A 22,899-nucleotide genomic window follows, 5' to 3' on the forward strand; every position below is an offset into this window, starting at 1 on the left:
CCTTGAAATTAGAAGCCGTTTATAGCAAAGATGAAATATTAACTACCTATCTTAATCGGGTCTATTTAGGAGTCGGTAGTTATGGGTTTGAAGATGCGGCCCAATTTTATTTTGAGAAATCAGCCAAAGCTTTAAGTATCTCCGAGGCCGCCACTTTAGTCGCCATGTTACCGGCCCCTAATTTGTATAATCCTGTCCAAGATTATGATACCTCAGTGCAATTGCGAAATCGGGTAATTAGTCGCATGGTTGCATTAGGTATGATTTCCGCCGAAGATGGGGCTAGGGCCCGGCGATCGCGGATTAATATTAGTCCTAAAGCCAGAAAAGCCCTAGCTAATAGCATGGCCCCCTATTTTTATGGTTATGTCTTTGAGGAGTTACGAGACTTATTAGGGGATGAGGTAGCCAAAGAAGGTAATTTTATCGTAGAGACGGGCTTAAACGTCAAATTACAGGCTTTAGCCGAAAAAAAGTTACGGGACACGGTTAAAACTCAAGGGCCCAGTTATGGCTTTTCTCAAGGGGCCATGGTCACATTAGATAGCCGTACAGGGGAAATTTTAGCCCTGGTTGGAGGTGCAGACTACAAGCAAAGTCAATTTAACCGTGTCACACAAGCGAAACGTCAACCCGGTTCCACATTTAAAGTGTTTGCTTATTCAGCAGCTTTAGAACAGGGAATACCTGCAGGAAAATATTATTCCTGTGGGGGTATTAGTTGGCGTGGCCAAGATTTTAAACCCTGTGAACGGAGTGGGGGGTCAGTAGATATGTATGGAGGAATAGCCCAATCAGAAAATACCATCGCCTTGCAAGTAGCGCGAGATGTAGGCTTAAACCGAGTATTAGACATGGCCCGACGATTGGGGGTAAAATCAGAATTAGAGGAGGTTCCTGGGGTCGTTTTGGGGCAAAGTGAGGTCACAGTCTTAGAAATGACGGGAGCTTATGCAGCCTTTGCTAATGATGGCATTTGGAACCGTCCCCATGCCATTCGTCGTATTTTGGATGGAGGAGACTGCACGGATAGAAATAAGTGGCAGTCTTGTCGAGAAATTTATACCTTTGAGGGGGATAATAGCGCAAAACAACGGTCTATGTCTCCCCAAGTTGCCCAAACCATGACTTCTATGTTAAGGGGTGTGGTTTCAGGGGGAACAGGGAGAGGTGCAAGTATTGGACTCGCAGAAGCAGGAAAAACCGGAACCACTAATAAAGCAGTTGATTTATGGTTTGTGGGATATATTCCTAATTATCAACTGGCTACAGGTATTTGGTTAGGCAATGATAATAATTCTCCTACTAGGGGAAGTAGTGGTCAAGCGGCTGCTTTATGGGGTAATTATATGAGGGAAGGTTATCAGTTTAAAAAATAGGTGAACTACCCCAACTAATTGCAAGCAATATAGCGGACACAGTTTACCCATCATACCTTTACTATTACGAAAAAATATACAATAAGTAGTATGCTTCTGTCAACCCCATTCTCTCGTTCCTTATTAAGAATCTTTCTCACTCTTTTTTGTTCATTTTGAACATTTTTGCTGATATTTTGTATTCAATGTTACACTTTTTGAAGTAAAAGAAAATATTAAAGATACAAATATGTTACAGGGTTATTAATTATAATTATTGTTTAAATTCATTGTAGGGGCATAATACCATTATGCCCGTTATTTTTGATTGCCTATTAGGGGTTAATTATGTTTAAATTTAATAGTTTTTCAGTTTAACCGTGTGAGGGTTTAACAGTGTTAAACCCCTACGATAAACAATGTTTTAAAGAGGTGCAACTTGAATTTCAACTTCAGCAGTGACTTCAGGATGAAGTTTAACAGTTGCTTTGTAGAACCCAGTTTGACTAATTTCTGGGATAGTAATACCGCGACGATCAATCTCTTGGTTAGTAGCTTCCTTAATGAGATCCGCTACCTCTTGAGTAGTAACGGTTCCAAAGATAGATTCTCCTTCCCCAACCTGTTTACGAATAATATAACGTCCGATAGTTTCTAGGGCAATCTTACGAGATTGAGCTTCCTGTTTTTCAGCTAATAAGCGTTGTCTTTCTTTCTCCTTGCGTTGTTCTACTTGTCTGAGAATTCCTGCAGTCGCGATTACGCCTAATTTTTGAGGAATCAGGTAATTTCTAGCATATCCTGGAGCTACTTCCACGAGATCGCCAGTTTTACCTAATTTATTGACAGATTCGTTTAATACAAGCTGAACTCGTTTTGCCATTGTTCTTACTCCTTAGTCTTAATTATAGTTTTGACCACGATCTTTAATTCTACAATAAATTATCAATTTAGTGATTAATTATTTGTTTAACCCAGATCCTAAACTGTTTTAATGCTTTGGCACTTCCTATTTTTTGGGCAGATTGTAAGGTTTCTGGAATTTTTTCAACTAGATTAAATTGAGGAAATATGGCGATGTATTATTTCGTAGAGACATAATAATATATTATATCCCTAATCTTTGATAAATAGTATCCAAATTTTGTAAATGATGTTGAGGATCAAAACATTTTTCAAGATCTTCAGATGACAAATATTGAGTCACTTGAGGGTCTTTTGTAATTAAATCATGAAAATTACCATCCTCTTTATTCCAAGCTTCATGAGCGCATTTTTGCACAACTTGATAAGCTTCTTCTCGACTCATCCCTTTTTCGACTAAAGATAATAAAACTCGTTGACTAAAAATGACCCCACCATAAACATTCATATTCCGTTTCATGTTATCAGGATACACCAATAAATTTTTAATTAAATCGGTGGTTTCTTTTAACATAAAATGGGTCAAAATACAAGTATCTGGTAACATTACTCGTTCGACAGAACTATGAGAAATGTCTCTTTCATGCCATAAAGCGACGTTTTCCAAAGCAGCAACCGTATAACTTCTAATAATACGAGCCATCCCAGTTAACCGTTCAGAACGTATCGGGTTACGTTTATGAGGCATAGCAGAAGATCCTTTTTGTCCCTTAGAAAAGTATTCTTCTACCTCTAAAACATCAGTCCTTTGCAAATTACGAATTTCTACAGCAAACCGTTCCAAAGATGCCGCTAATAAAGCTAATTGTTGCACAAATTCTGCATGGCGATCGCGAGAAATAACCTGAGTGGATGCGGTATCAGGTTCAAGTCCCAAATATTGACAAGATAAGGTTTCTACTCTGGGGTCAACATTAGCATAAGTTCCCACGGCCCCCGATATTTTCCCCACAGAAATAGACTGACGTAATGTTACTAATCTCTCACGGTTGCGTAACACTTCAGCTAACCATCCAGCTAATTTAAACCCAAACGTAATAGGTTCAGCGTGAATACCATGCGATCGCCCGACCATGACCGTGTTACGATGTTGTTGCGCTTGATAACGTAAGGCTTGTATCAGGTCTTCTAACCGTTCTAAAATCAGGTTTAAACTAGCCACCATTTGCAAAGCTAAGGCAGTATCCAAAACATCGGAACTGGTTAACCCTAAATGGATGTATCGCCCTGCATCTCCCACATATTCGTTAACATTAGTCAGAAAAGCGATCACATCGTGACGTACTTCTGCTTCAATTTCTAACACCCGTTGGGGGTCAAAATTTGCTTTAGCCTTAATTTCTTCAACAGCTTCCTTGGGAATGTATCCTAAAGAAGCTTGTGCTTCACACACCGCAATTTCAACTTGTAACCAGGTTTGGAGTTTGTAGGTATCTGTCCAGAGTTGGCCCATTTCGGGCAGAGTATAACGCTCAATCACGGCTGTGTGTCACCGAATACAACCTTTCAATCATACTATAATATCTGTCGAAAAAGATGAATGGGCCAGATACTCTGTTACAAAACATAATGTTATGAATAATGGACAAAAAGCATTACCATATTGATCCTAGTTAAGATCTCTTTGTGTCTTTGCGGGAGAGTTAAACCCATTTTGATGTCCCAATTTTAATACAAAACTATCATTAACTCTTTCTGATATTGCTGAGTTAAAGGGTTATTTTTACCTAACAAACTAAAAATAGAAAGCATCGCTTTTTTGGCTCCATCTTCCCGATATTTACGATTTTCTTCGACAATTTGTAAAAAGATTTTCAAAGCTTCTTCATAATCTTCTTTGAGGGTTAATTCTGCTGCTTTAAAGAATAATTTGTCTAAGTCTGTTTCTCCAGGATTTGCGATTATTTTCTTAAAGTAAATTAAATTTTGCATTAATTGAGCTTTAGTATAATACTCTGTATGTTCTGAACTGATAGTTTTGAGCATTTTTTCTGCTTCATCTAAACGATTAAGACGCAGAAGAAAGGTAGATACTTCAAAAATCAATTGAGGGTTATCAGGATATTTAACAAATAATTCATCAAATAATTGTTTAACTTTAGTGGCATTTTTAGCCTCAATTGCTTGATGGACTTCTTTTAATTTTAATATTAAGTCAGATTGTAAATTATACTGTTCTAATAAAGCTCGTATATCCGCTTCGGGTAACATCCCGACAAATCCTGGGGATATCTTTCCTTGATAGGCAATTCTCACATCGGGAACCCCTTCTACAGCAAATTGTTTAGCTAATTCTGGGTGACGATCAATATCAATTTTAGCGACGATAAAATCATATTCTTTGAGTAAATTTTCTAGCAGAGGACTGAGCAATTTACAAGGACCGCACCAAGTAGCATAAAAGTCAATTAAAACGAGCTTGTCTTGACAATTATTAATAACTGCTACTTCAAAATTATTCTCATCAACGTCAACCACATATCCCATAATTTTCTCTCCTTGTGTTTAGATAATTAAGATTCGTAAAGTTCAATGGGTAAACCATCAGGATCTTTAAAAAAGGTAAATTGTTTACCTGTTAATTCATCAAGTCGAATGGGTTCAACGGGGACTCCTTTGCTTTCTAATTCATTAACAGTTTGCTCTAAATTGTCAACTGCTAAAGCTAAATGTCTTAATCCACAAGCTTCTGTTTGTGGATAACCTATTCTAGCGGGAGGGTTAGGAAAGGAGAACAATTCTATTCTATCGTGGTTTCCGACTTGCAGATCAAGTTTATAAGAATCTCTTTCTTTTCTCAGGGTTTCTTGTATGACGGAAAAGCCTAAAATTTCGGTATAAAACTTTTTTGACTTTTCATAATTAGAACAAATAATAGCTACGTGATGAAATCCTTGAGTTTGCATATTTTTAATAAATTATAAATTATAAACTAGAATTTAAGATAGAACTTACTAAGTTATATAATTCCCGGAGGTTAAGTTGTTGTTTACTCGCTTGAAAAAATATAACAATCTACAGTATCTTGCGCTAATTCTTTTCATGATTATTTTAGCTTTAGGAATTTTTTTTAGGGTTGTCAATATAGAGCAAAAGATTTTTTGGCATGATGAAGTCTATACGAAATTATATATGGCTGGTTATACCAGACAAGACTGGATAACATCGCTTTTTAATGGACAGATTATTGGGGTTAAAGATGTGGAAAAATATTTACAGTTTAACCCTCAGAGAACTTTAGGGGATCTTCTCTATACCTTAGCCGTACAAGAGCCTGACTATACTCCTTTATATCATATAATTCTTAGATTTTGGGTGCAATTTTTGGGAGATTCGATCACTGTAATTAGAAGTTTATCGGTTGTCTCTAGCTTGCTCATTTTTCCTGCACTTTATTGGTTGTCTTGGGAACTATTTAATTCTTCTTTAATAGCTGTGACTTCTCTGGCTATTATGGCAATTTCTCCTTTTTTCATTCTCTATGCTCAGGAATCTCGTGATTTTATCTTATGGACTGCCATTATTATACTAGCAAACGGGTCATTATTAAGAGCCATTCGCTTAGAACATGACTTAAATTGTTCTAGTAGAAATAAAAATTACGCTTGGGGAATCTATATTATTTTAATGATTTTGAGTTTCTATACATCTCTTTTTACAGTTTCAGTTATGTTAGCACAGAGTATTTATATAATTTTACTGGAAAGATTTAGATTGACCAAAGTAGTCATTTTCTATTGCCTCGCGTCCATTATTAATCTCATTGCTTTTTTACCCTGGTTCATTGTTTTTATTGTCAACTATCAAGCTTTTAATAATTCCATGTCTTGGATTAGTACTATTAAAATTTCCAATTTAGAATTGTTAAAAAACTTGAGTTTAAATATAAGTAGAGTATTTTTTGATTTCGGATTACCATTAGAACATACTTTAACTTATATAATCAGTTTGATTAGTTTAGTTTTAGTGAGTTATTCTGTTTACTGGGTTTGTTATGATACTGCACCTCGTATTAAATATTTTATTCTCAGTATGATCATTATTCCTATTTCCTTATTGCTTTTACCAGATTTAATTATAGGAGGAATTCGTTCTCTATCAGCACGATATTTGATTGCTGCTTTTCTTGGTTATATTTTAGCTGTTAGCTATCTAGTTGCAACGAAAGTCATATTGCCAATTTTTTCTAATGAATTAACTAATAAAATCTGGACTATTTTAGCAGGTATATTGATGTCTATTAGTATTGTCTCTTGTGTAATGAATGCTCAAGCAAAAGTAGTTTGGTTTCAAGTAATTAGCTACAATCTCCCTGAAGTTGCTCGGATTATTAATCAATCTTCCTCTCCTCTTTTAATTAGCAATAATACGGGTTATAATCCTGGTAATATTTTTGCTTTGAGTTATCTTCTTAAACCAGAAGTAAAGATTCAGGTATTACCAGAAGAAAAAGAATATACTATACCAAGGGGTTTTAGTGATATATTTTTATTGAATCCTTCTGATGACTTAAAAGCAAGATTAGTGAACACCCAAAATGTTAAGATTAAGCAGGTATTTAGTGATCTTTATCTCTGGTTATGGAAAGTAAAAAGTCGAGAATTAGCTGAGGAATAGAATACACTTATTTAATGAGGTAAGTTGAGGAAGTTTGAAAATAGCATCTTAATTATTCCGGTTCCGAAAGCTAATAGAAAACCAACTGCAACGGAGCGGCAGTCTACTTCTGGTTTAGATTCTTATTGTTCCCCGTCTCTCCTTCACTGGTATTTAGTTACTTACTAGGCGTGATCGCTTTATGTGTTATTCATGTAATATGTTGTGTATTACTTTTTGGTCATTCCTTTGATGATCTGGTTCTTACCATTAGTTTAGCTAAGTCTCACCCCAATTTTAGCGGCTCTCAAAAAAAAATATGAGGATAAATCCAAATTTATTTTACCTTTGGTGATTTGTGTGTTATGATTATTAATCGTGGGTTAATTAAGCTAAGTTTAGATTAATGTAGCGCACATTACGGGGGCGTGGCGGAATGGTAGACGCTGCGGACTTAAATGAATTGAGCCTTGTTGGAGTAATCTGGCAAGTGTAAGCTCTCAAATTCAGGGAAACCTAAGTCTAACATATAGATAAGGCAATCCTGAGCCAAGCTGAAATCGAAAGGTTTTCGAAGGTGCAGAGACTCGACGGGAGCTACCCTAACAGATAATGCTGAGGGTAAAGAGAGAGTCCAATTCTCAAAGCTGAGATCAAGCAGTAGCGAAAGCTGCAAGAGAATGAAAATCCGTTGACCTTAAAAGTCGTGAGAGTTCAAGTCTCTCCGCCCCCATTACTATCGAACAACGCCACAAAAGCTTATCAATTCTTGAACCCTCCTAATTAATCTGATTTAGGGTTTTTTAGGGGTAAAAGGACGGGTTAACGGTTCTCTGATAAAGATTCATTGTCCTATCCAAGCGACACTTTTCCAATAAGCATTTGATAAGGTATCCCCCTCAATATAGTGATTCATTACAATATAAAAATTTAAGGTTTACCTTAGTTATTATAAAACAAATAAAATGTTAACAATTATCGTCATTGGTGGGGGTGCGGCGGGTTTTTTTGGAGCAATTACTTGTGCTAATACCTACCCTAATACACAGGTTATTTTATTAGAGGCAGGTCGTCAACCTTTAAGCAAAGTTCGTATCTCTGGAGGAGGCCGTTGTAATGTCACTCATCACTGTTTTGATCCCGCTCAATTAATTAATTATTATCCCAGAGGAAGTAAAGCTTTAAGAGGTGCATTTACTCGCTTTCAACCTCAAGATACTATTGCTTGGTTTGAGTCTCAAGGTGTTAAGTTAAAAACTGAAGCTGATGGTCGAATGTTTCCTATAACTGATAACTCAGAAACTATTGTTAATTGTTTACTAAATGCAGCTACTAAAGCAGGGGTTAAATTACGAACTCAAGCAGTTGTTACAGCAGTTAAAAACATTGATAATTATTTTGAAATAGAGTTGAAAAGTGGTGAAATAATTAAAGGCAATCGCGTTTTAATTGCTACAGGTAGTAATCCTTTAGGCTATCGTTGGGCTAAATTTTTAGGTCATACTATTGAACCGCTTATTCCTTCTTTATTTACCTTTAATATTAAAGATAAACGTCTTCAAGGATTAGCAGGAATTAGTGTTGACAATGGGATGGTAGGCTTATTAAATACAAGTAAAAAACCTTTAGAACAAATTGGTCCCGTCTTAATTACTCATTGGGGGTTAAGTGGCCCCGCTATCCTCAAATTATCTGCATTTGGAGCGAAAATATTACAAGAAAATAATTATCAAATGTCTTTATTAGTGAATTGGCTTTATCCTAAAAATGTAGAAGAAATTAAACAAGATTTATTAAAAATTAAAGAAGAACATTTGCGTAAAAATATATCTAGTTTTTCTCCTGTTAGTGTATCTAAAAGACTTTGGCAAAGATTTCTAGATATCTCAGAAATTGATCCACAGAAGAAATGGTCAGAGATTTCGCAAAAAAACTTAACTAAATTAGTGACTGAATTAACTCAAAGTTGTTATAAAATAGAAGGTAAAGGAGTATTTAAAGAAGAATTTATTACTTGTGGAGGTATTAAATTAAAAGAAATTGATTTTAAAACAATGGAAAGTCAAATCTGTCCTCATTTATACTTCGCAGGAGAAATCTTAGATATTGATGGTGTAACCGGAGGATTTAACTTTCAAAGTGCTTGGACAACTGGATGGATAGCAGGTAAAGCAATCGGAAATAATTAACAATGAAATGGCATTATTGGCTAATCTTTCCCTTAATTTTCTTTGTCAAAGGAGCAAATGCTCCTATTGATAAAAACATCGACTTAAATCAATTATCGGGTAATATTCAATTAACCCTTAAACATGGAATTTGGAAACTGTGGGAAGAAAAGCCAGTCTATCAAGATATTACCCTAGATTTAGTCTGTGATCGCGGTAATTGTCAACCCGAAGTATGGGGTTACGCGCCTAAATTTAACCAAGATGTTGATAACCAAGGAACCCTCGAAACTAACAATTTAGAACCTCCACCTATTATTAATTTACCGTTCAAATTTAATCAATCTCTCGATGCTTGGCGGTTAAAAATCAAAATGCAAATTCAATTTAATCCTTGGCAAAATGATAGTCAAGAAGCTATTTATGAGATTGAATTAGTTCCTCAAAAAGGCAAAATTTTAGGCAGTTATCAAGGAACATTTAATCAACGTTTTTTACAAGGTGCTGTCACCGGAAATATGAGCCCTCATTGGCCTATTCCTATCAGTAATCATCGTCCTATTACCCCTTTAGAACATCCCCGTCTTATTTTTCGCAAAGATGAATTACCTAAATTAAAAGAAACCGCTAAAACTGCTACTGGAAAAGCTATTTTAGCTCAACTTCAAAAGACTCTTAAACAACCAATTTATTATGACGGATATGTACCCAATGGAGGATATCACGCGGTAGGAAATTGTTTTTTAGCTCTTATTAACGACGATCAAAAAGCAGCAGAAACAGGCTGGAAACTAACAGAAACTTCTCTGAAAAATCCTGGCCGTCGTATATTAGAACAGTCCCCAATTGTGGCCGGTGTTGCCTTAGCTTATGATCTATGTTATCCTATGTGGAATCAACCACAAATCACCCAAGTTACTAAATGGTTAGAAGGACAAACCAGTAGGTTAATTAAAGGGGACTCACCGCGCAATGGTTGGAATAGTCAACCCGCAAGTAATTGGAATGCTAGGGCGCGAGGGGCAGCAGGTTTAGGTGCTTTAGCTATTCTCGATGAACCTATCACTAAACGTCAAAAAATTAAGGGATATATTAAACTATCTGAACGTCATATTAAACGTTATTTAAGTAGTGCTATTGGCGATCGCGGTTTCGGAATAGAAGGAGATCATTACACCACAGAACCATTTGTTTTGTCCATGTTTCCCTTTTTACAAGCTTATCGTAATGTGATGGGTCAAGATTTAGTTACAGGTTCTCCTGCTCAATGGATTTTACCTCATTATGTAATGCGAATGATTGAAGATAATGGAGAATTAAAGGTAGCAACTTATGGACGACACCGTTATTATGGAGGAAGTTCTCTTTTTTCTTTAGGAATCCCTACCGTTTCTGATGAATTTTTGCCTGGAATTATGGAGCTATTTAATCGCTATTTGGGCAGTAAAGGTAATCGAACTTTTGGCATTAATAGTCCTGAACAAGCTCCTTTTATATTCAGTAAATATAATAACACAATTGTCACACAAAATCCAGTTAAAACTTTTAATAAAATATTAGTAGATGAGCAAAAAGGCTTTTATAATTTTCGTAATGAATGGCAAGATAAAGATGACTTTGTCGCTAATATTTACTTAAAAAAACAAGTTATTGGAGGTACTTGGTCATTTCCTGACGTGGGAAGTTTTCGTATTTGGGGTTTAGGAGGACATTGGGCTAATTCAGGGGAATCTGAAGCCAAATGGGATGAGGAAAATGTGGTAGTAATACCAAAAAGTCGGCCTTGGAAAGTATCAAATCTTAGTTTTTTTGCCTCTCGTCCTAATGGTTCAGGAATTGTTAGTTTAACGACTGATGCTATTGTTAATAAAGAAAGTAATCCTCCTCTTGGAATTCAGGGGTTACGCTCTTTTGCTGTTGACTATAGTGGTGCATCTGGGGTTCCTGGTTTATTTGTTGTAGTAGATAAATTTATGGGTTCAGTTGAAGCTGAGGAATTTAAAGAAAAAGTTTGGGTGATGCACACGGAAGGAAATGTAACTATTGAGGGTAAAAGTTTTATAATTAAAGCTAATAATGGGGCGACAATGAAAGGAACTTTTGTCGCTCCTTCTCAAGTTAAAATCAGTGTTGAAAAAACAAATAAAGGAAGTAAAATATTAGCTAGAGGAGGTAATGAATTTTTTATTATTATGACAGTTCAAAAGGGATCATACCCTGAGATTAAAGTGATAGGAACAGGTTTAAACTCTGAAATTAAAATAGGTAATCAACAAATTTATTTTAGTCAAAATAGAATATTTTTATTTGAATTTTAATACAAAAATTTGTACTAAGGGCTTGAGAATAAAATTATACCAAATTAGGTGGTTCTACAGGACAAATTATGCTAAACTAATAGTTAATAACGCCCCTATTGCCTGATCTTATAAAAATGAAGTCCGACGAGCGCGGACTAAATTCTAGATTGCGTAGGCAACCTTTTTTTGTATTGTAGGGGTCAACGGCCGTTGACCCCTATCTCTTATTTGTGATAATTTAGCATAACTTACCCAGTAGAACCGGAAGTTCTCCCTAAAAATAGAACAAAGTCCCCCTTAAGAAGGGGGATTTAGGGGTATCTACAATAAAATTAAATAATTTTGGCTGAACGTAGACCAAAATACAATGCTAACGTCACCCCTGTAAACACGATCATGTAACCCGCAAAAGCAGCAAAAGCAAAAGTAGACATAATTATTAAATAACTCCTGATCAGATTATCTTTGTTATTGTACTTCCCAATTGACCCTATTTTTACCGAGCAATTGAAAATTATCCATTATTGAACTTCTATGTCTTCAGTTATTCCTGTTACTTTACCCCATACCGCTTACGAAATTGTTATCACGTCGGGATGTCTTCCTCAGTTGGGGGAATATCTCAACCACCTAAAATTAGGCCAAAAAATTCTCGTTATCTCCAACCCCGAAATTTACGATTATTACGGGGATATAGTCGTTAATTCTCTGATTAAATCAGGATTTGAAGTCTATACTCATTTAATTCCTCCAGGAGAACCCTACAAAACCTTAGACTCTATTGCCCAAATTTATGATATTGCTTTCAAAAATCGCCTAGAACGGGCTTCAACTATGTTGGCTTTAGGGGGAGGAGTAATTGGGGATATGACAGGGTTTGCGGCGGCTACATGGCTAAGAGGAATCAATTTTATTCAGGTTCCTACCTCTTTATTGGCGATGGTAGATGCTTCTATTGGGGGAAAAACCGGGGTTAACCATCCTCAAGGAAAAAATTTAATTGGGGCATTTTATCAACCTCGGTTAGTATTTATTGATCCTCTGGTATTAAAAACCTTACCAGTGCGAGAATTTCGGGCAGGAATGGCAGAAGTAATTAAATATGGGGTAATTTGGGATCAGGATTTATTTAATCAATTAGAAACCCAAAAAGAACTAGATACCTTAGAAAATTTAGAGAAAGAATTCCTACAAACAATTATTACTCGTTCTTGTCAAGCTAAGGTAGATGTAGTTAGTCAAGATGAAAAAGAATCTGGTTTAAGGGCAATTTTGAATTATGGTCATACTCTCGGTCATGCTATCGAAAGTTTAACTGGATATAATACTATTAATCATGGGGAAGCTGTCGGAATGGGTATGATAGCAGCAGGAAAAATTGCCTTTAAATTAGGAATGTGGACAGAAAAAGAGTCACAACGACAAGATAAATTAATTGAAAAAATAGGTCTACCTATTACAATTTCCAGTAGTTTAAATATAGCTGATGTCCTAGAGAGTTTACAAATGGATAAGAAAGTTAAAGCGGGTAAAGTTCGGTTTATTCTTCCTACAGAAATCGGAAAAGTTATTATTAGCGATCGCGTTTCTGCTGAACTTATTGAAGGGGTAATGCAAGAATTAATTTGATATGGAAATGATAACTAAATTAGAATTAACCATTTCTTTACTCCTAACACCGAACTCAGGTGTGTTAGGAAATTATTTTCCAAATTCGCGTCAATAGGGTAAGGTAGTAGGAACCTTTCATAAATCTTAATAAAAGGTTTCACTCTTACCAACTTTAATAATTCTTTCATACTATGAAACTTGTAAAATTGAGCTTAGGTTTAACGACTATGGGTTGCCTTCTGTGGGTACTTTCAAGCAATTTACCAGTTAGTTCTAATGACCTAATCTCAGAATCAGGTATATCTAATTCAGTTAACCTGAAAAGTTATGGACGGGAAACCCCTAAAAAATTAGCGGGTTATATCTGGCCGACTACGGGAGTCATTACTTCTGGTTTTGGGGTACGCTGGGGTAATAATATGCACACAGGAATTGATATTGCTGGCCCTATGGGAACTCCTATTGTCGCTGCTGCTTCGGGGGTAGTCGCATTTGTAGGATGGAGTCCCGAAGGTTTGGGTAATTTAGTCGTTTTGCGACATCCAGACGGCAGTGTCACCCGTTATGGACATAATAGTCAAGTTCTAGTACGTCGCGGACAAACTGTAGAACAGGGTGAACAAATTGCTCTCATGGGTAGTACCGGATACAGTACCGGCCCTCATTTACATTTTGAAGTTTCTCCCCAAGGAACAGTAGCGGTTAATCCTATGGGTTTTTTACCTGGATATTTAGAAGCAAATGGCATGAAACGGGTTGCTCCTGATAGTAAAATTCTAGAAAGCGACGGCGATGGTGAAGAATAAATAATCAGAAAAACAATGACTGACTAATGGCTAAAGATATTTTTCACAATGCTGTTAAAAATGCGTTGATAAAAGACGGTTGGAAGATCACCCATGATCCCTATCGTTTGCGTTATGGTATTGCTGATATTTATATTGATCTTGCTGCTGAAGAAGCGATCGCTGCTGAAAAAGGTTCTAGCGGACTTACTATGCTAAACTAACAATTAATAAAAGGCTAAAGCCTTAGCCTATAAAAACGAAGTCCACCTTCGTGGACGCTCATTATAGGTTGCGTAGGCAACCTTTGTTTATATAGCTTAACTATGAACGAGTTAAGGTCTCTTATTGGTAGTAATTTAGCATAATTTGTCCGGTAGAACCGAATTTTCTGAAGAACCAGACAGAATTCTTTATTTAGCGGTTCCTCAAGATATTTATAAAACGTTTCTCTGTTTTGAACCTGCTAAAACTACTATTGATTTGAAACTATCTAAAAAGTATTCGAGTGTATTGAATAAAGAAAATTCACCCATTGAGGAATATGATAGATAGTTGAGTTGATTTTATCTGATAAATCACAAGAATTAGCATAAAAATTAGCTATAGTTCTCATAACATTATCTTTTGCTTTGTCTTGGGGAAGATAATCATCTTCAACAGTTATTTTTTTCTTCCAATAATCTTTAGCTTTAACTATTTTTAGAATAACTTCTATCAGTTGACGTTTTTGCTGAGGGTTTATATCTGAATTATTATTTAATTTTTGGCATTCATTTAAAAGACTATTTATATCAGGAATAGGAACAGATAAAAATTTTTCTATCCGTTTTAGAACATTATTTTTGTTATTATTTATGTCTTTATCATGAATAATTTCTTCGATCATATCCTGATAAACTTCTTCTAAAGCTAAAGGTTTATTTTGATAAGTAATTTTAGTTAATGATAATTCTTTTTGTAAATATTCTTGCAAATCCGGTTCTAAAAAGTAAGCTTCTTTATGTATCCAAAGGAGTAATCATTTCAAGACTATCCCCTAGCTTACTTCTAGCAATTTCTAAATCATAAGCCTTTTGTAAATTCATCCAAAGATTAGGCCCCGTATTAAAAAACTTTCCTAACCTTAACGCAACTTCAGCAGTCATATTACCTTCCCTCCGAATAATTAGATTTATGTAATCTTCTGAGATCCCAATTTTTAAAGCCAATTGATCAGATTCTATACCAATTTCTTTAAGTTCATCAGCCAAAATTTCACCAGGATGAATTGGGGCATTAAAATTAGTCATAATTTATACTTTAATGATAATCAACAATTTCTACATTATTAAAGATAATGCTTAAAATATGGATTTTATAAATTTTTTATCAGATATTCCCTAATGTAAGCTAGAATTATGAAGAAATCTATAGTAATGTAACTATCGCTTCTTACATATCACATCCTATGTCTCTCCCCATTCGCAACGTCGCCATTATCGCCCACGTCGATCACGGTAAAACGACCCTGGTTGATGCCCTCCTCAAACAGTCTGGTATCTTCCGCGAAGGAGAAGAAGTTCCCGATTGCGTGATGGACTCCAATGCCCTCGAACGAGAACGGGGTATTACCATCCTCTCCAAAAATACCGCCGTTCACTACAAAGAAACTCTAATTAACATTGTAGACACCCCCGGACACGCAGACTTTGGGGGAGAAGTAGAACGAGTATTAGGAATGGTTGATGGCTGTCTCTTAATTGTAGATGCCAATGAAGGCCCCATGCCTCAAACCCGTTTTGTTCTCAAAAAAGCTTTAGAAAAAGGTTTACGTCCTATTGTAGTTGTTAATAAAATCGACCGTCCCAATGTAGACCCCCATATTGCCGTTGATAAAGTTTTTGATCTATTCGTCGAATTAGGGGCCGATGATGATCAATGTGATTTTACTACTTTATTTGCTTCCGGTATCTCAGGTTATGCCAAAGATAACCTAGAAGATGAACCCGAAGACATGAAGCCTTTATTTGAAGCGGTTTTACACCATGTTCCACCCCCGGCAGGCGACCCCACCAAACCCCTACAACTGCAAGTAACTACCCTAGACTATTCTGAATATTTAGGACGTATTATTATCGGTCGTATCCACAATGGAGTCATCAAATCTGGACAACAAGCTGCTTTAATGAAAGAAGATGGCAGCATGGTCAGAGGAAAGATTAGTAAATTATTAGGGTTTGAAGGACTGCAACGGGTAGAAATGGCCGAAGCAAGTGCAGGTTATATTGTAGCCGTGGCCGGGTTTGCTGATGCCAATATTGGGGAAACTATAACTTGTCCCGATGAACCCCAAGCTTTACCTTTAATCAAGGTAGACGAACCAACCCTACAGATGACATTTTCTGTTAATGACTCTCCTTTTGCGGGTCAAGAAGGAAAATTAGTCACTTCCCGACAAATACGCGATCGCTTGATGCGAGAGTTAGAAACTAACGTCGCATTACGGGTGGAAGAAACCGACTCCCCCGATAAATTTTTAGTCTCAGGACGGGGTGAACTCCATTTAGGAATTTTAATTGAAACCATGCGTCGAGAAGGGTATGAGTTCCAAGTGGCCCAACCCCAGGTTATTTATCGCGAAGTCAACGGACAACCTTATGAACCCTTTGAATATTTAGTCTTAGATGTCCCCGAAGAAGCAGTCGGTTCTTCTATCGAACGTTTAGGACAACGGAAAGGGGAAATGAAGGATATGCAAACAGGGGTTAATGGACGTACCCAGTTAGAGTTTGTGGTTCCTGCAAGGGGTTTATTAGGGTTTCGTGGGGAGTTTATTCGTCTGTCACGGGGCGAAGGTATTATGAACCATAGTTTCTTAGAATATCGTCCTATTTCGGGTGAGATGGCAACCCGTTTTAATGGGGTGATGATTTCTTTTGAGGAAGGAACCTCTACCTTTTATGCGATGAAAAACGCAGAAGATCGGGGAGTTTTCTTTATTATTCCGGGGACAAAAGTGTATCGCGGCATGATTATTGGTGAACATAACCGCGCTCAGGATATAGAATTAAATGTGTGCAAGACTAAGCAGTTAACAAACCATCGTGCTTCGGGTGGGGAGGAGTTAGTTCAACTACAAGCCCCCGAAGATATGAGTTTAGAACGGGCTTTAGAATATATTGGTTCTGATGAGTTAGTAGAAGTGACTCCAGTATCGATTCGTCTTCGGAAAATGCCAGCGAAAAAATTAGCAAAACGTTAAAAATACAGTAGGGTGGGCATTGCCCACCTTATTAATTATTTAGGAATAGTATCTAGAAAAATCTATGGTTTGTAAATGTAATTTGGCGTTGAGATTAACTGATATCTCCCTGTAACTGTTTAAAGATATCACGGGCTTGATTAAGCTCGTCTAATAACTTATAGTTTAGCATAAGTTGTCCTGTAGAACCTATTTTTCTTACAACTCATAAATTATTGCTATAGTTGAAAAAAGGTAGTTCATGATTCATATTCCCATACACCTTGATTATTTTTAATTAAAGGTAATATCTCAACAACTGCATCTAGATTAATGACTCCATAAATATGAGGAAATGTTTCTTCACTATTGACAATTAAAGAGCCTTGTGTATCACGATGAATTGGAGATTCCCATCTAACATCAGTTAATAGTTTATCAGGATTAATACTCAAGACAATTAACGAATTATAAGAGTGATAAAAAGCATTCGCCACCTTAATAACTTGAGTAATAGTAGAAGCATGAATAAACCCTTCGATGTCAAGAGATTCAGTCTTATATTCGCTCATATTTTGGGCTATTTTCCAAGATTCAGAAGTAGTAATATGAAAAATTAACATAAATTATTCTTGAGGTTGATCAGGGATTTGATAGGTAGACAAAGTAGTAGTAGATGGGGTAGATGAGAAAATTCCAGCAATAAAGGTTATTGAAAAGGGAATCATTGGGTTATGATAGAAACAATCTAGAATAAAATCAGTCGATTATCTAAGGCTGTTAGTAGTTTAGAGAAAATTGAGTAACTTGTAAATTATTGCAACAAGCTATTGACAATTTTATCAAAAGTATTCCGCCGAACGTTAGAAATGAATTAGGGATAAAGACAGTATATTCTTTGCCCCAAATGTTAGTGATTCAGTCCTTTTTACGTCAGTGATTAACCTTTCTTGGCTTCCTCAGATTGAATCAAGTGATCGCCCTTGGGTGGGTGAAAAAGTGTGGATGCTTAGCCAACTCAAAAAGCTAGGCTATCCGGTTTTGCCTGGGTTTGTCATTAGTGGGCAAATCTTTAGAGAATTCCTGGAAAGTTTGGACGATTCTACCTCATTATTAGCGGATTTTCCCACATCTTCCCTTCATTTGGATGTAGATAATCCCCGTGCCTTACAACTGGTAGCCCAACAAAGTCGTCAAGCCATTCTTAACAAATCTTTACCCCCCACTTGGCAAGAAACCTTAACTCAAGCCATTAGCCAGATCAACGCCCCTGCTTTAATTATACGGAGTTCTATTGCCGCACCTTGGCCCATCAGACAGGAATTATCAGGGTTAGCCCCCTCCCAAGTGTGTTGGAACCATCCCCAAGCCCTAGAATTGGCCTTAAAACAGGCTTGGGCCCAGATGTTGAGTGCTAAGAGTCTATTTTACTGGCAACGATTGGGCAAACAAATTAAGGAATTAAACTTAGGTATTTTAGTCCAACCCTTAAATAATGCGATCGCATCAGGTATCGTCACCCTTCAGACTGATAGTTGGGAAATACAGTCCACTTGGGGTTTAGGCCATAGTTTATTACAAGGGGAAGTCTTACCCGATATGTTTAAACTAGACCTGTTTACTGGAAATATCAGCCAAAAACAACTAGGGAATAAAAACCGCGCTTATCGTTTAAAATCTCCCCCAGACTCCCCAGAAATCTCTCAAACTTGTTTAGAAGCCTATATACTAAGTACGAGCAACGCCGAACAATATTCTCTAGATGAGTCTTATCTGTGTCAACTGTTTCAACTGATCACCGATCTAAGTGATGAACCGTTTTCTTGGGGTTCCTTAGAGTGGATGTTATTAGAATCAACTACTCCTCCTAATCTTCCCACTTTGGTGATTAATCAATTAATGCTTTCATCCTCATTATCTAATCCTTCTCCTGCTAAAGTTGCTCCATCACCGATCAAGGAACAAGTGTTACTGACAGGTTTAGGGGCCGCACCCGGTCGTATTCAAGGGTTAACTCAGGTGATCACTCCAGATACTCCTCTTGAACCCTCTCGACTGACAGGTCATATTATAGTTACTCAACAGATTTATCCTTCTGAGCTATCTTTGATTAAACAAGCTGGGGGAATTATTACCGAAAGAGGAGGAATGACGAGTCATGCAGCCATTTTAGCTAGGGAATTAGGGGTTCCTGTGGTGGTTGGGGTATCAGGAGCAACTCAAATCCTAAAAACGGGAGAATCAGTAGTTTTAGATGGGGAAACAGGAGAAATTTATCGTTCTTTGTTCCCTCAAAAAGAAGTGAAAGTTAATAAAAATTTAGCTCAACCTAAAACATCACCTCGATTTAATTATCCCATTGGCACAAAATTGATGGTCAATGCCAGTCAATTAAGTTCTTTAGATTTAATGATGGAGTTACCCTTGGATGGGGTGGGTTTACTCCGCTCAGAATTGTTGTTTTTAGACCTGTGTTACCCTTATTGTTTAGAACAATGGTTCGAGCAAACCGCTCCTTGTGAGGTGATTAAACAACTAGCAGGAGGTATTCGGGAATTTGCGGTCAGTTTTGCTCCTCGTCCTGTATTTTATCGTTCTTTTGATGAAAAATTCTCGGATTCATTTAACTCTAATTTTGAGGTGGATTATCGGGGAACGGCGGGTTATTGCTTAGATTCAACTCGTTTTGAGCAAGAATTACAAGCTTTAGCCCAAGTGCAACGAGAAGGCTACCATAATCTTAATTTAATTTTGCCTTTTGTGCGTTCTGTTGAAGAATTTCGCTTTTGTCGTAATTTAGTCGAAAAATCTCAATTGTTTGCCTCAGATTTCTTTGAATTGTGGATTATGGCAGAGGTTCCTTCTATTATGTTTGAACTTTCTCAATATGTTGAAGCGGGGGTTCAAGGAATTGCGATCGGCACTAATGATTTAGCTCCGTTACTATTAGGAATTAATCGAGATAATCCTCGTTTAAGTGATAGTTCAAAATCCTGTCCTCTGGCTTTATTAAATGGATTAAAATTTTTAATTCAACAGGCTAAACAATTAGAAATTCCTAGTGCTATTTGTGGTCAAATCATGGTTCAATATCCTGAAATTATTCAAGAATTAGTGCGTTCAGGAATTACAACTATTTCTGTGGAAGCTGACGCAGTAGAAAGAACTTATCAAGCGATCGCTCGTGCTGAACAACGGTTATTATTAGAATTAATGAGATGAATTATGAATTATGAATTATGAATTATGAATTATGAATTATGAATTATGAATTATGAATTATGAATTATAATTTAGAAGTAGTCACACAAAATTAAAGTTAACGGTAAGGTTAGGCAACAGGCATAAGAAAGGCTTTATAATTTACAATTTATAATTTATAATTTACAATTTCAGTTTTGTGGCAAGAGAAAAATATGTTTTTTGGGGGAGTTAATGGGGTTAGAGCTACCCCAGATGGAATAATGGAAGGAATAGGTGATTCTCGACGGTCAGGGGTGGGCATTGTTTGTTAAACTTTCCAAAGAGTATGTTGAAAAGATATCATGACTCATTAAGTGGCTTCTCACAAACATGATTTTTATGTGTCCAACTCGAATCCCTGATTAAATCCTATGTTTGCTTTACGTTATTGTGTGAGTGTGAGTGTTGGTATATTAATTGTGTTAGCTAATGGGGTATCAATAACCGCCCAAACGGTGTCTAACCCTGAAGCAACTCAAACGACGGAAGAACCTCAGCCGAGTTCAGGGGCTTCCCTATTAAGCTTAGAAAATGAGCCATCTGTGACAGGAGTTAAGACAGAACCCAATGTTACCTCCCAAAACCAAGTTCTTGAGCCATCTTCTCCTAACTCAGTTAATGTAGGAGATCAGGGATTATCAAGTGAAACAACCTTAGAAAAATTACCCCCGAATAATCTCAACCCTAGTGGGAACCCCTTACTATTTCCCACCAAACCGGATGAAGTTAAACCAAAGGTGCGTCAACCAATAACCCTAGAACAAGCCATTAGTTTAGCATTACAAAATAATAAGGAATTACAAGAGGCACGACTGCTTTTAGAAGAATTAAAAGCAGAATTAGGGGTTGCTAGAGCAGATCTTTTCCCTAGTCTTGATATAGAAGCTAGTTTAGACCGTATTAGAAATGATCGGGTGTTCGGGGGTGGGACTGATGTGTTAGGAACTCTCTTACCTGAGACCACTACAGCAGAAACCTTTACCAATGTCCAAAGCAGGGCAAGTCTAACTTATACTATTTACAGTGGGGGTGAAAGGGCCGCTAGAATTGCCCGTGCTGAAAGGGAAGTGCGCCGCCAAGACTTAGGAGTCGAGATATCAACTGAACGAATTCGTTTTGAAGCAACAGATAATTATTACCGTTTACAAAATGACGATGCTCAAGTAGCGATCGCCCAAGCAGCAGTGGAAGATACCACTCAAAGTTTACGAGATGCTCAATTATTAGAACAAGCAGGGTTAGGGACAAGGTTTGATGTTTTACGAGCAGAAGGAGATTTAGCCACGGCCAATGAAGGTTTAACTAGAGCGATCGCTGCTCAACGGACATCTAGACGACGGTTAGCCGAAACCCTCAGCGTTGGACAACACGTGGAGTTGACGGCAGCCGATGAAATTGCAGAATCAGGAACTTGGAAATTGACCCTAGATCAAACCATTGTGCGGGCTTATAAAAATCGGGCTGAACTAGAACAAGAACTAATACAAGGAGAGATCGCCGAACAAGATCGAGAAATTGCCCTAGCACAGATTCGACCCCAAGTAGATTTTACTGCTTTCTATTTCGCGCGAGAGAACTTTGATGATGCAGTGCCTGTCTTAACTGACTGGACGTTTGAAACCCGTGTGCGGTGGCGGTTATTTGATGGGGGTAGAGCCTTTGAAGGTGCTAGACGGGCTGAACGTCGTCAGGATCAAGCTAATGTCCGCTTTGCTAACCAGCGTAACGAAATTCGCTTTCAGGTGGAAGAAGCTTATAATAACCTCATTGCGAATAAAGAAAATATTGCTAGTACCCGTAAGAACGTAGAACGGTTTGAAGAAGCTCTCAGACTTGCGCGACTGCGGTTTCAGGCAGGGGTAGGAACCCAAACCGATGTTATTAATGCCCAAAGGGATCTTACTGATGCGCGGGGTCGTTTTTTACAGGCTATTATTGGTTATAATCAATCCCTTAATTCCTTACAACGGGCGGTTAGTAATCTACCCGATGGCCGCTTGTTTCAAAAGCCTTAAGAAGTTTTATCCTGTAGGTGGGCATTGCCCACCCTACTCAAAATTACGGTTTACAAGATATTGTGATGACTACACTCAAAGATATTGAAAGTTAAGCCTTTAGATGAAATCCTTAGATACGGGAGAGCCGTTAAGTTTTTTTCTTCTCGACTAATCGTTTAAATAATTCAAATTGTTCTTGTTCTTCTTCTTGTGTTTTAGGCAAATCAAATTTGATAGCTTGTGAGTCTGATTTGAGACGACTAAACAACAGACGTAAAGCTTCAAGATCCTCTTCTGCACGATGTTCGAGAGCATAAGTTCTCAATTGAGCGTTAGTCATTTCTTCAAAATTTGGTTTCATAGGAAATACCAGAGTCCATCAGAAGGAACAAGAATTTCTAATTCATCGCCTGCAAGAATATAAACATCTCCTGTCACGGTATCAAAACGGAATAGGTGGATATCTTTATAGCAGTTAGACAACCACTGGCAGACTTGCAGACAGGCTTGAGCTTGTTCGTTGCTTGGGTTAATGATTACTGCCTCAATTGTGACACAGATAATATAATACAAGTCAGAGGTTTAGATTGGCAATGTTCACTGATACTATGCCATACAAAAATTAAGCTCCCGTAGGATGGGTTCCCAACCCATCCCAATAGGAGTTACGCACTGTAAGGTCATAATCAGGGTT

Annotated in this window: 20 protein-coding genes and 1 pseudogene; 10 read left to right on the plus strand and 11 right to left on the minus strand. The window is 37.1% G+C overall.

The genetic code is table 11. The features are described from left to right. Nucleotides 1–1,379, plus strand: a 1,379-nt coding sequence (locus tag AsFPU1_RS04485) for a transglycosylase domain-containing protein (protein ID WP_174715372.1), incomplete at its 5' end; no start/stop codon positions are given. Between the two features lie 403 nt (nucleotides 1,380–1,782). On the opposite strand, the gene rplI is transcribed toward AsFPU1_RS04485, so the two are convergent. The 5 genes and pseudogenes from rplI to gloA2 form a co-directional block, all read right to left on the minus strand. Beyond that, entirely contained in the window at nucleotides 1,783–2,241 is a 459-nt protein-coding gene (gene rplI / locus AsFPU1_RS04490) for a 50S ribosomal protein L9 (protein ID WP_124972300.1), read from the minus strand. Between the two features lie 67 nt (nucleotides 2,242–2,308). Next, nucleotides 2,309–2,431: pseudogene (locus AsFPU1_RS23385) on the minus strand (Uma2 family endonuclease); the annotation flags it as partial. A 35-nt stretch (nucleotides 2,432–2,466) separates the two neighbouring features. Next, on the minus strand, nucleotides 2,467–3,762 hold the full coding sequence (gene purB / locus AsFPU1_RS04500; protein WP_124972298.1) for an adenylosuccinate lyase: 1,296 nt from the start codon (nucleotides 3,760–3,762) through the stop codon (nucleotides 2,467–2,469). Between the two features lie 188 nt (nucleotides 3,763–3,950). Beyond that, nucleotides 3,951–4,769, minus strand: a complete 819-nt coding sequence (locus tag AsFPU1_RS04505) for a tetratricopeptide repeat protein (RefSeq protein WP_124972296.1) — start codon at nucleotides 4,767–4,769, stop codon at nucleotides 3,951–3,953. A gap of 26 nt (nucleotides 4,770–4,795) precedes the next feature. After that, nucleotides 4,796–5,188 carry an SMU1112c/YaeR family gloxylase I-like metalloprotein gene (gene gloA2, locus AsFPU1_RS04510; protein WP_124972294.1) on the minus strand — a complete coding sequence of 131 codons (393 nt, stop codon included), beginning with the start codon at nucleotides 5,186–5,188 and terminating at the stop codon, nucleotides 4,796–4,798. A gap of 136 nt (nucleotides 5,189–5,324) precedes the next feature. Here gloA2 and AsFPU1_RS04515 point away from each other — a divergent pair, with 136 nt between their 5' ends. From AsFPU1_RS04515 to AsFPU1_RS04525, 3 genes are all read left to right on the plus strand, one after another. Further along, the gene (locus AsFPU1_RS04515; protein WP_124972292.1) at nucleotides 5,325–6,899 is read left to right on the plus strand and encodes a glycosyltransferase family 39 protein; all 1,575 of its coding nucleotides are present in this window, start codon (nucleotides 5,325–5,327) and stop codon (nucleotides 6,897–6,899) included. A 944-nt stretch (nucleotides 6,900–7,843) separates the two neighbouring features. Next, entirely contained in the window at nucleotides 7,844–9,067 is a 1,224-nt protein-coding gene (locus tag AsFPU1_RS04520) for a BaiN/RdsA family NAD(P)/FAD-dependent oxidoreductase (protein ID WP_124972290.1), read from the plus strand. 2 nt (nucleotides 9,068–9,069) lie between these two features. Further along, the gene (locus tag AsFPU1_RS04525) at nucleotides 9,070–11,364 is read left to right on the plus strand and encodes a hypothetical protein (protein ID WP_124972288.1); all 2,295 of its coding nucleotides are present in this window, start codon (nucleotides 9,070–9,072) and stop codon (nucleotides 11,362–11,364) included. A gap of 314 nt (nucleotides 11,365–11,678) precedes the next feature. On the opposite strand, the gene petL is transcribed toward AsFPU1_RS04525, so the two are convergent. After that, complete coding sequence (gene petL, locus AsFPU1_RS04530; protein ID WP_124972286.1) at nucleotides 11,679–11,780, minus strand: cytochrome b6-f complex subunit PetL; 102 nt, start codon at nucleotides 11,778–11,780, stop codon at nucleotides 11,679–11,681. A gap of 100 nt (nucleotides 11,781–11,880) precedes the next feature. Here petL and aroB point away from each other — a divergent pair, with 100 nt between their 5' ends. The 3 genes from aroB (at nucleotide 11,881) to AsFPU1_RS04545 (ending at nucleotide 13,966) form a co-directional block, all read left to right on the plus strand. Next, nucleotides 11,881–12,975 carry a 3-dehydroquinate synthase gene (aroB, locus tag AsFPU1_RS04535; protein ID WP_124972284.1) on the plus strand — a complete coding sequence of 365 codons (1,095 nt, stop codon included), beginning with the start codon at nucleotides 11,881–11,883 and terminating at the stop codon, nucleotides 12,973–12,975. A gap of 209 nt (nucleotides 12,976–13,184) precedes the next feature. Continuing rightward, the gene (locus AsFPU1_RS04540) at nucleotides 13,185–13,763 is read left to right on the plus strand and encodes a M23 family metallopeptidase (protein WP_227873390.1); all 579 of its coding nucleotides are present in this window, start codon (nucleotides 13,185–13,187) and stop codon (nucleotides 13,761–13,763) included. A 26-nt stretch (nucleotides 13,764–13,789) separates the two neighbouring features. Further along, complete coding sequence (locus AsFPU1_RS04545) at nucleotides 13,790–13,966, plus strand: element excision factor XisH family protein (RefSeq protein ID WP_124972280.1); 177 nt, start codon at nucleotides 13,790–13,792, stop codon at nucleotides 13,964–13,966. A gap of 269 nt (nucleotides 13,967–14,235) precedes the next feature. Here AsFPU1_RS04545 and AsFPU1_RS04550 read toward each other — a convergent pair whose 3' ends face one another. Together AsFPU1_RS04550 and AsFPU1_RS04555 are read right to left on the minus strand one after the other, a co-directional pair. After that, the gene (locus AsFPU1_RS04550) at nucleotides 14,236–14,718 is read right to left on the minus strand and encodes a hypothetical protein (RefSeq protein ID WP_227873389.1); all 483 of its coding nucleotides are present in this window, start codon (nucleotides 14,716–14,718) and stop codon (nucleotides 14,236–14,238) included. A gap of 25 nt (nucleotides 14,719–14,743) precedes the next feature. After that, nucleotides 14,744–15,034 carry a HigA family addiction module antitoxin gene (locus AsFPU1_RS04555; RefSeq protein WP_124972278.1) on the minus strand — a complete coding sequence of 97 codons (291 nt, stop codon included), beginning with the start codon at nucleotides 15,032–15,034 and terminating at the stop codon, nucleotides 14,744–14,746. 158 nt (nucleotides 15,035–15,192) lie between these two features. Between AsFPU1_RS04555 and typA the strand changes: the two genes are divergently transcribed. After that, nucleotides 15,193–16,986, plus strand: a complete 1,794-nt coding sequence (gene typA, locus AsFPU1_RS04560) for a translational GTPase TypA (RefSeq protein WP_124972276.1) — start codon at nucleotides 15,193–15,195, stop codon at nucleotides 16,984–16,986. Nucleotides 16,987–17,225: 239 nt separating this feature from the next. Here typA and AsFPU1_RS04565 read toward each other — a convergent pair whose 3' ends face one another. Beyond that, nucleotides 17,226–17,588, minus strand: coding sequence for a DUF952 domain-containing protein (locus AsFPU1_RS04565; RefSeq protein WP_124972274.1), 363 nt, complete (start codon nucleotides 17,586–17,588; stop codon nucleotides 17,226–17,228). 313 nt (nucleotides 17,589–17,901) lie between these two features. Between AsFPU1_RS04565 and AsFPU1_RS04570 the strand changes: the two genes are divergently transcribed. Both AsFPU1_RS04570 and AsFPU1_RS04575 read left to right on the plus strand, forming a co-directional pair. Continuing rightward, nucleotides 17,902–20,187: a putative PEP-binding protein gene (locus AsFPU1_RS04570; RefSeq protein WP_124972272.1), complete on the plus strand. Its 2,286-nt coding sequence runs from the start codon at nucleotides 17,902–17,904 to the stop codon at nucleotides 20,185–20,187. 392 nt (nucleotides 20,188–20,579) lie between these two features. Further along, nucleotides 20,580–22,223 carry a TolC family protein gene (locus tag AsFPU1_RS04575; RefSeq protein ID WP_124972270.1) on the plus strand — a complete coding sequence of 548 codons (1,644 nt, stop codon included), beginning with the start codon at nucleotides 20,580–20,582 and terminating at the stop codon, nucleotides 22,221–22,223. Nucleotides 22,224–22,353: 130 nt separating this feature from the next. On the opposite strand, the gene AsFPU1_RS04580 is transcribed toward AsFPU1_RS04575, so the two are convergent. Both AsFPU1_RS04580 and AsFPU1_RS23505 read right to left on the minus strand, forming a co-directional pair. Then, nucleotides 22,354–22,566, minus strand: a complete 213-nt coding sequence (locus AsFPU1_RS04580; RefSeq protein WP_124972268.1) for a DUF6887 family protein — start codon at nucleotides 22,564–22,566, stop codon at nucleotides 22,354–22,356. Beyond that, entirely contained in the window at nucleotides 22,563–22,778 is a 216-nt protein-coding gene (locus AsFPU1_RS23505; RefSeq protein WP_124972266.1) for a DUF6888 family protein, read from the minus strand. Before AsFPU1_RS23505 ends, AsFPU1_RS04580 begins: the two co-directional genes overlap by 4 nt. Between the last annotated feature and the right edge of the window lie 121 nt (nucleotides 22,779–22,899).

Origin of the sequence: Aphanothece sacrum FPU1, assembly GCF_003864295.1 — a bacterium.
GTDB lineage: Bacteria > Cyanobacteriota > Cyanobacteriia > Cyanobacteriales > Microcystaceae > Aphanothece_B > Aphanothece_B sacrum.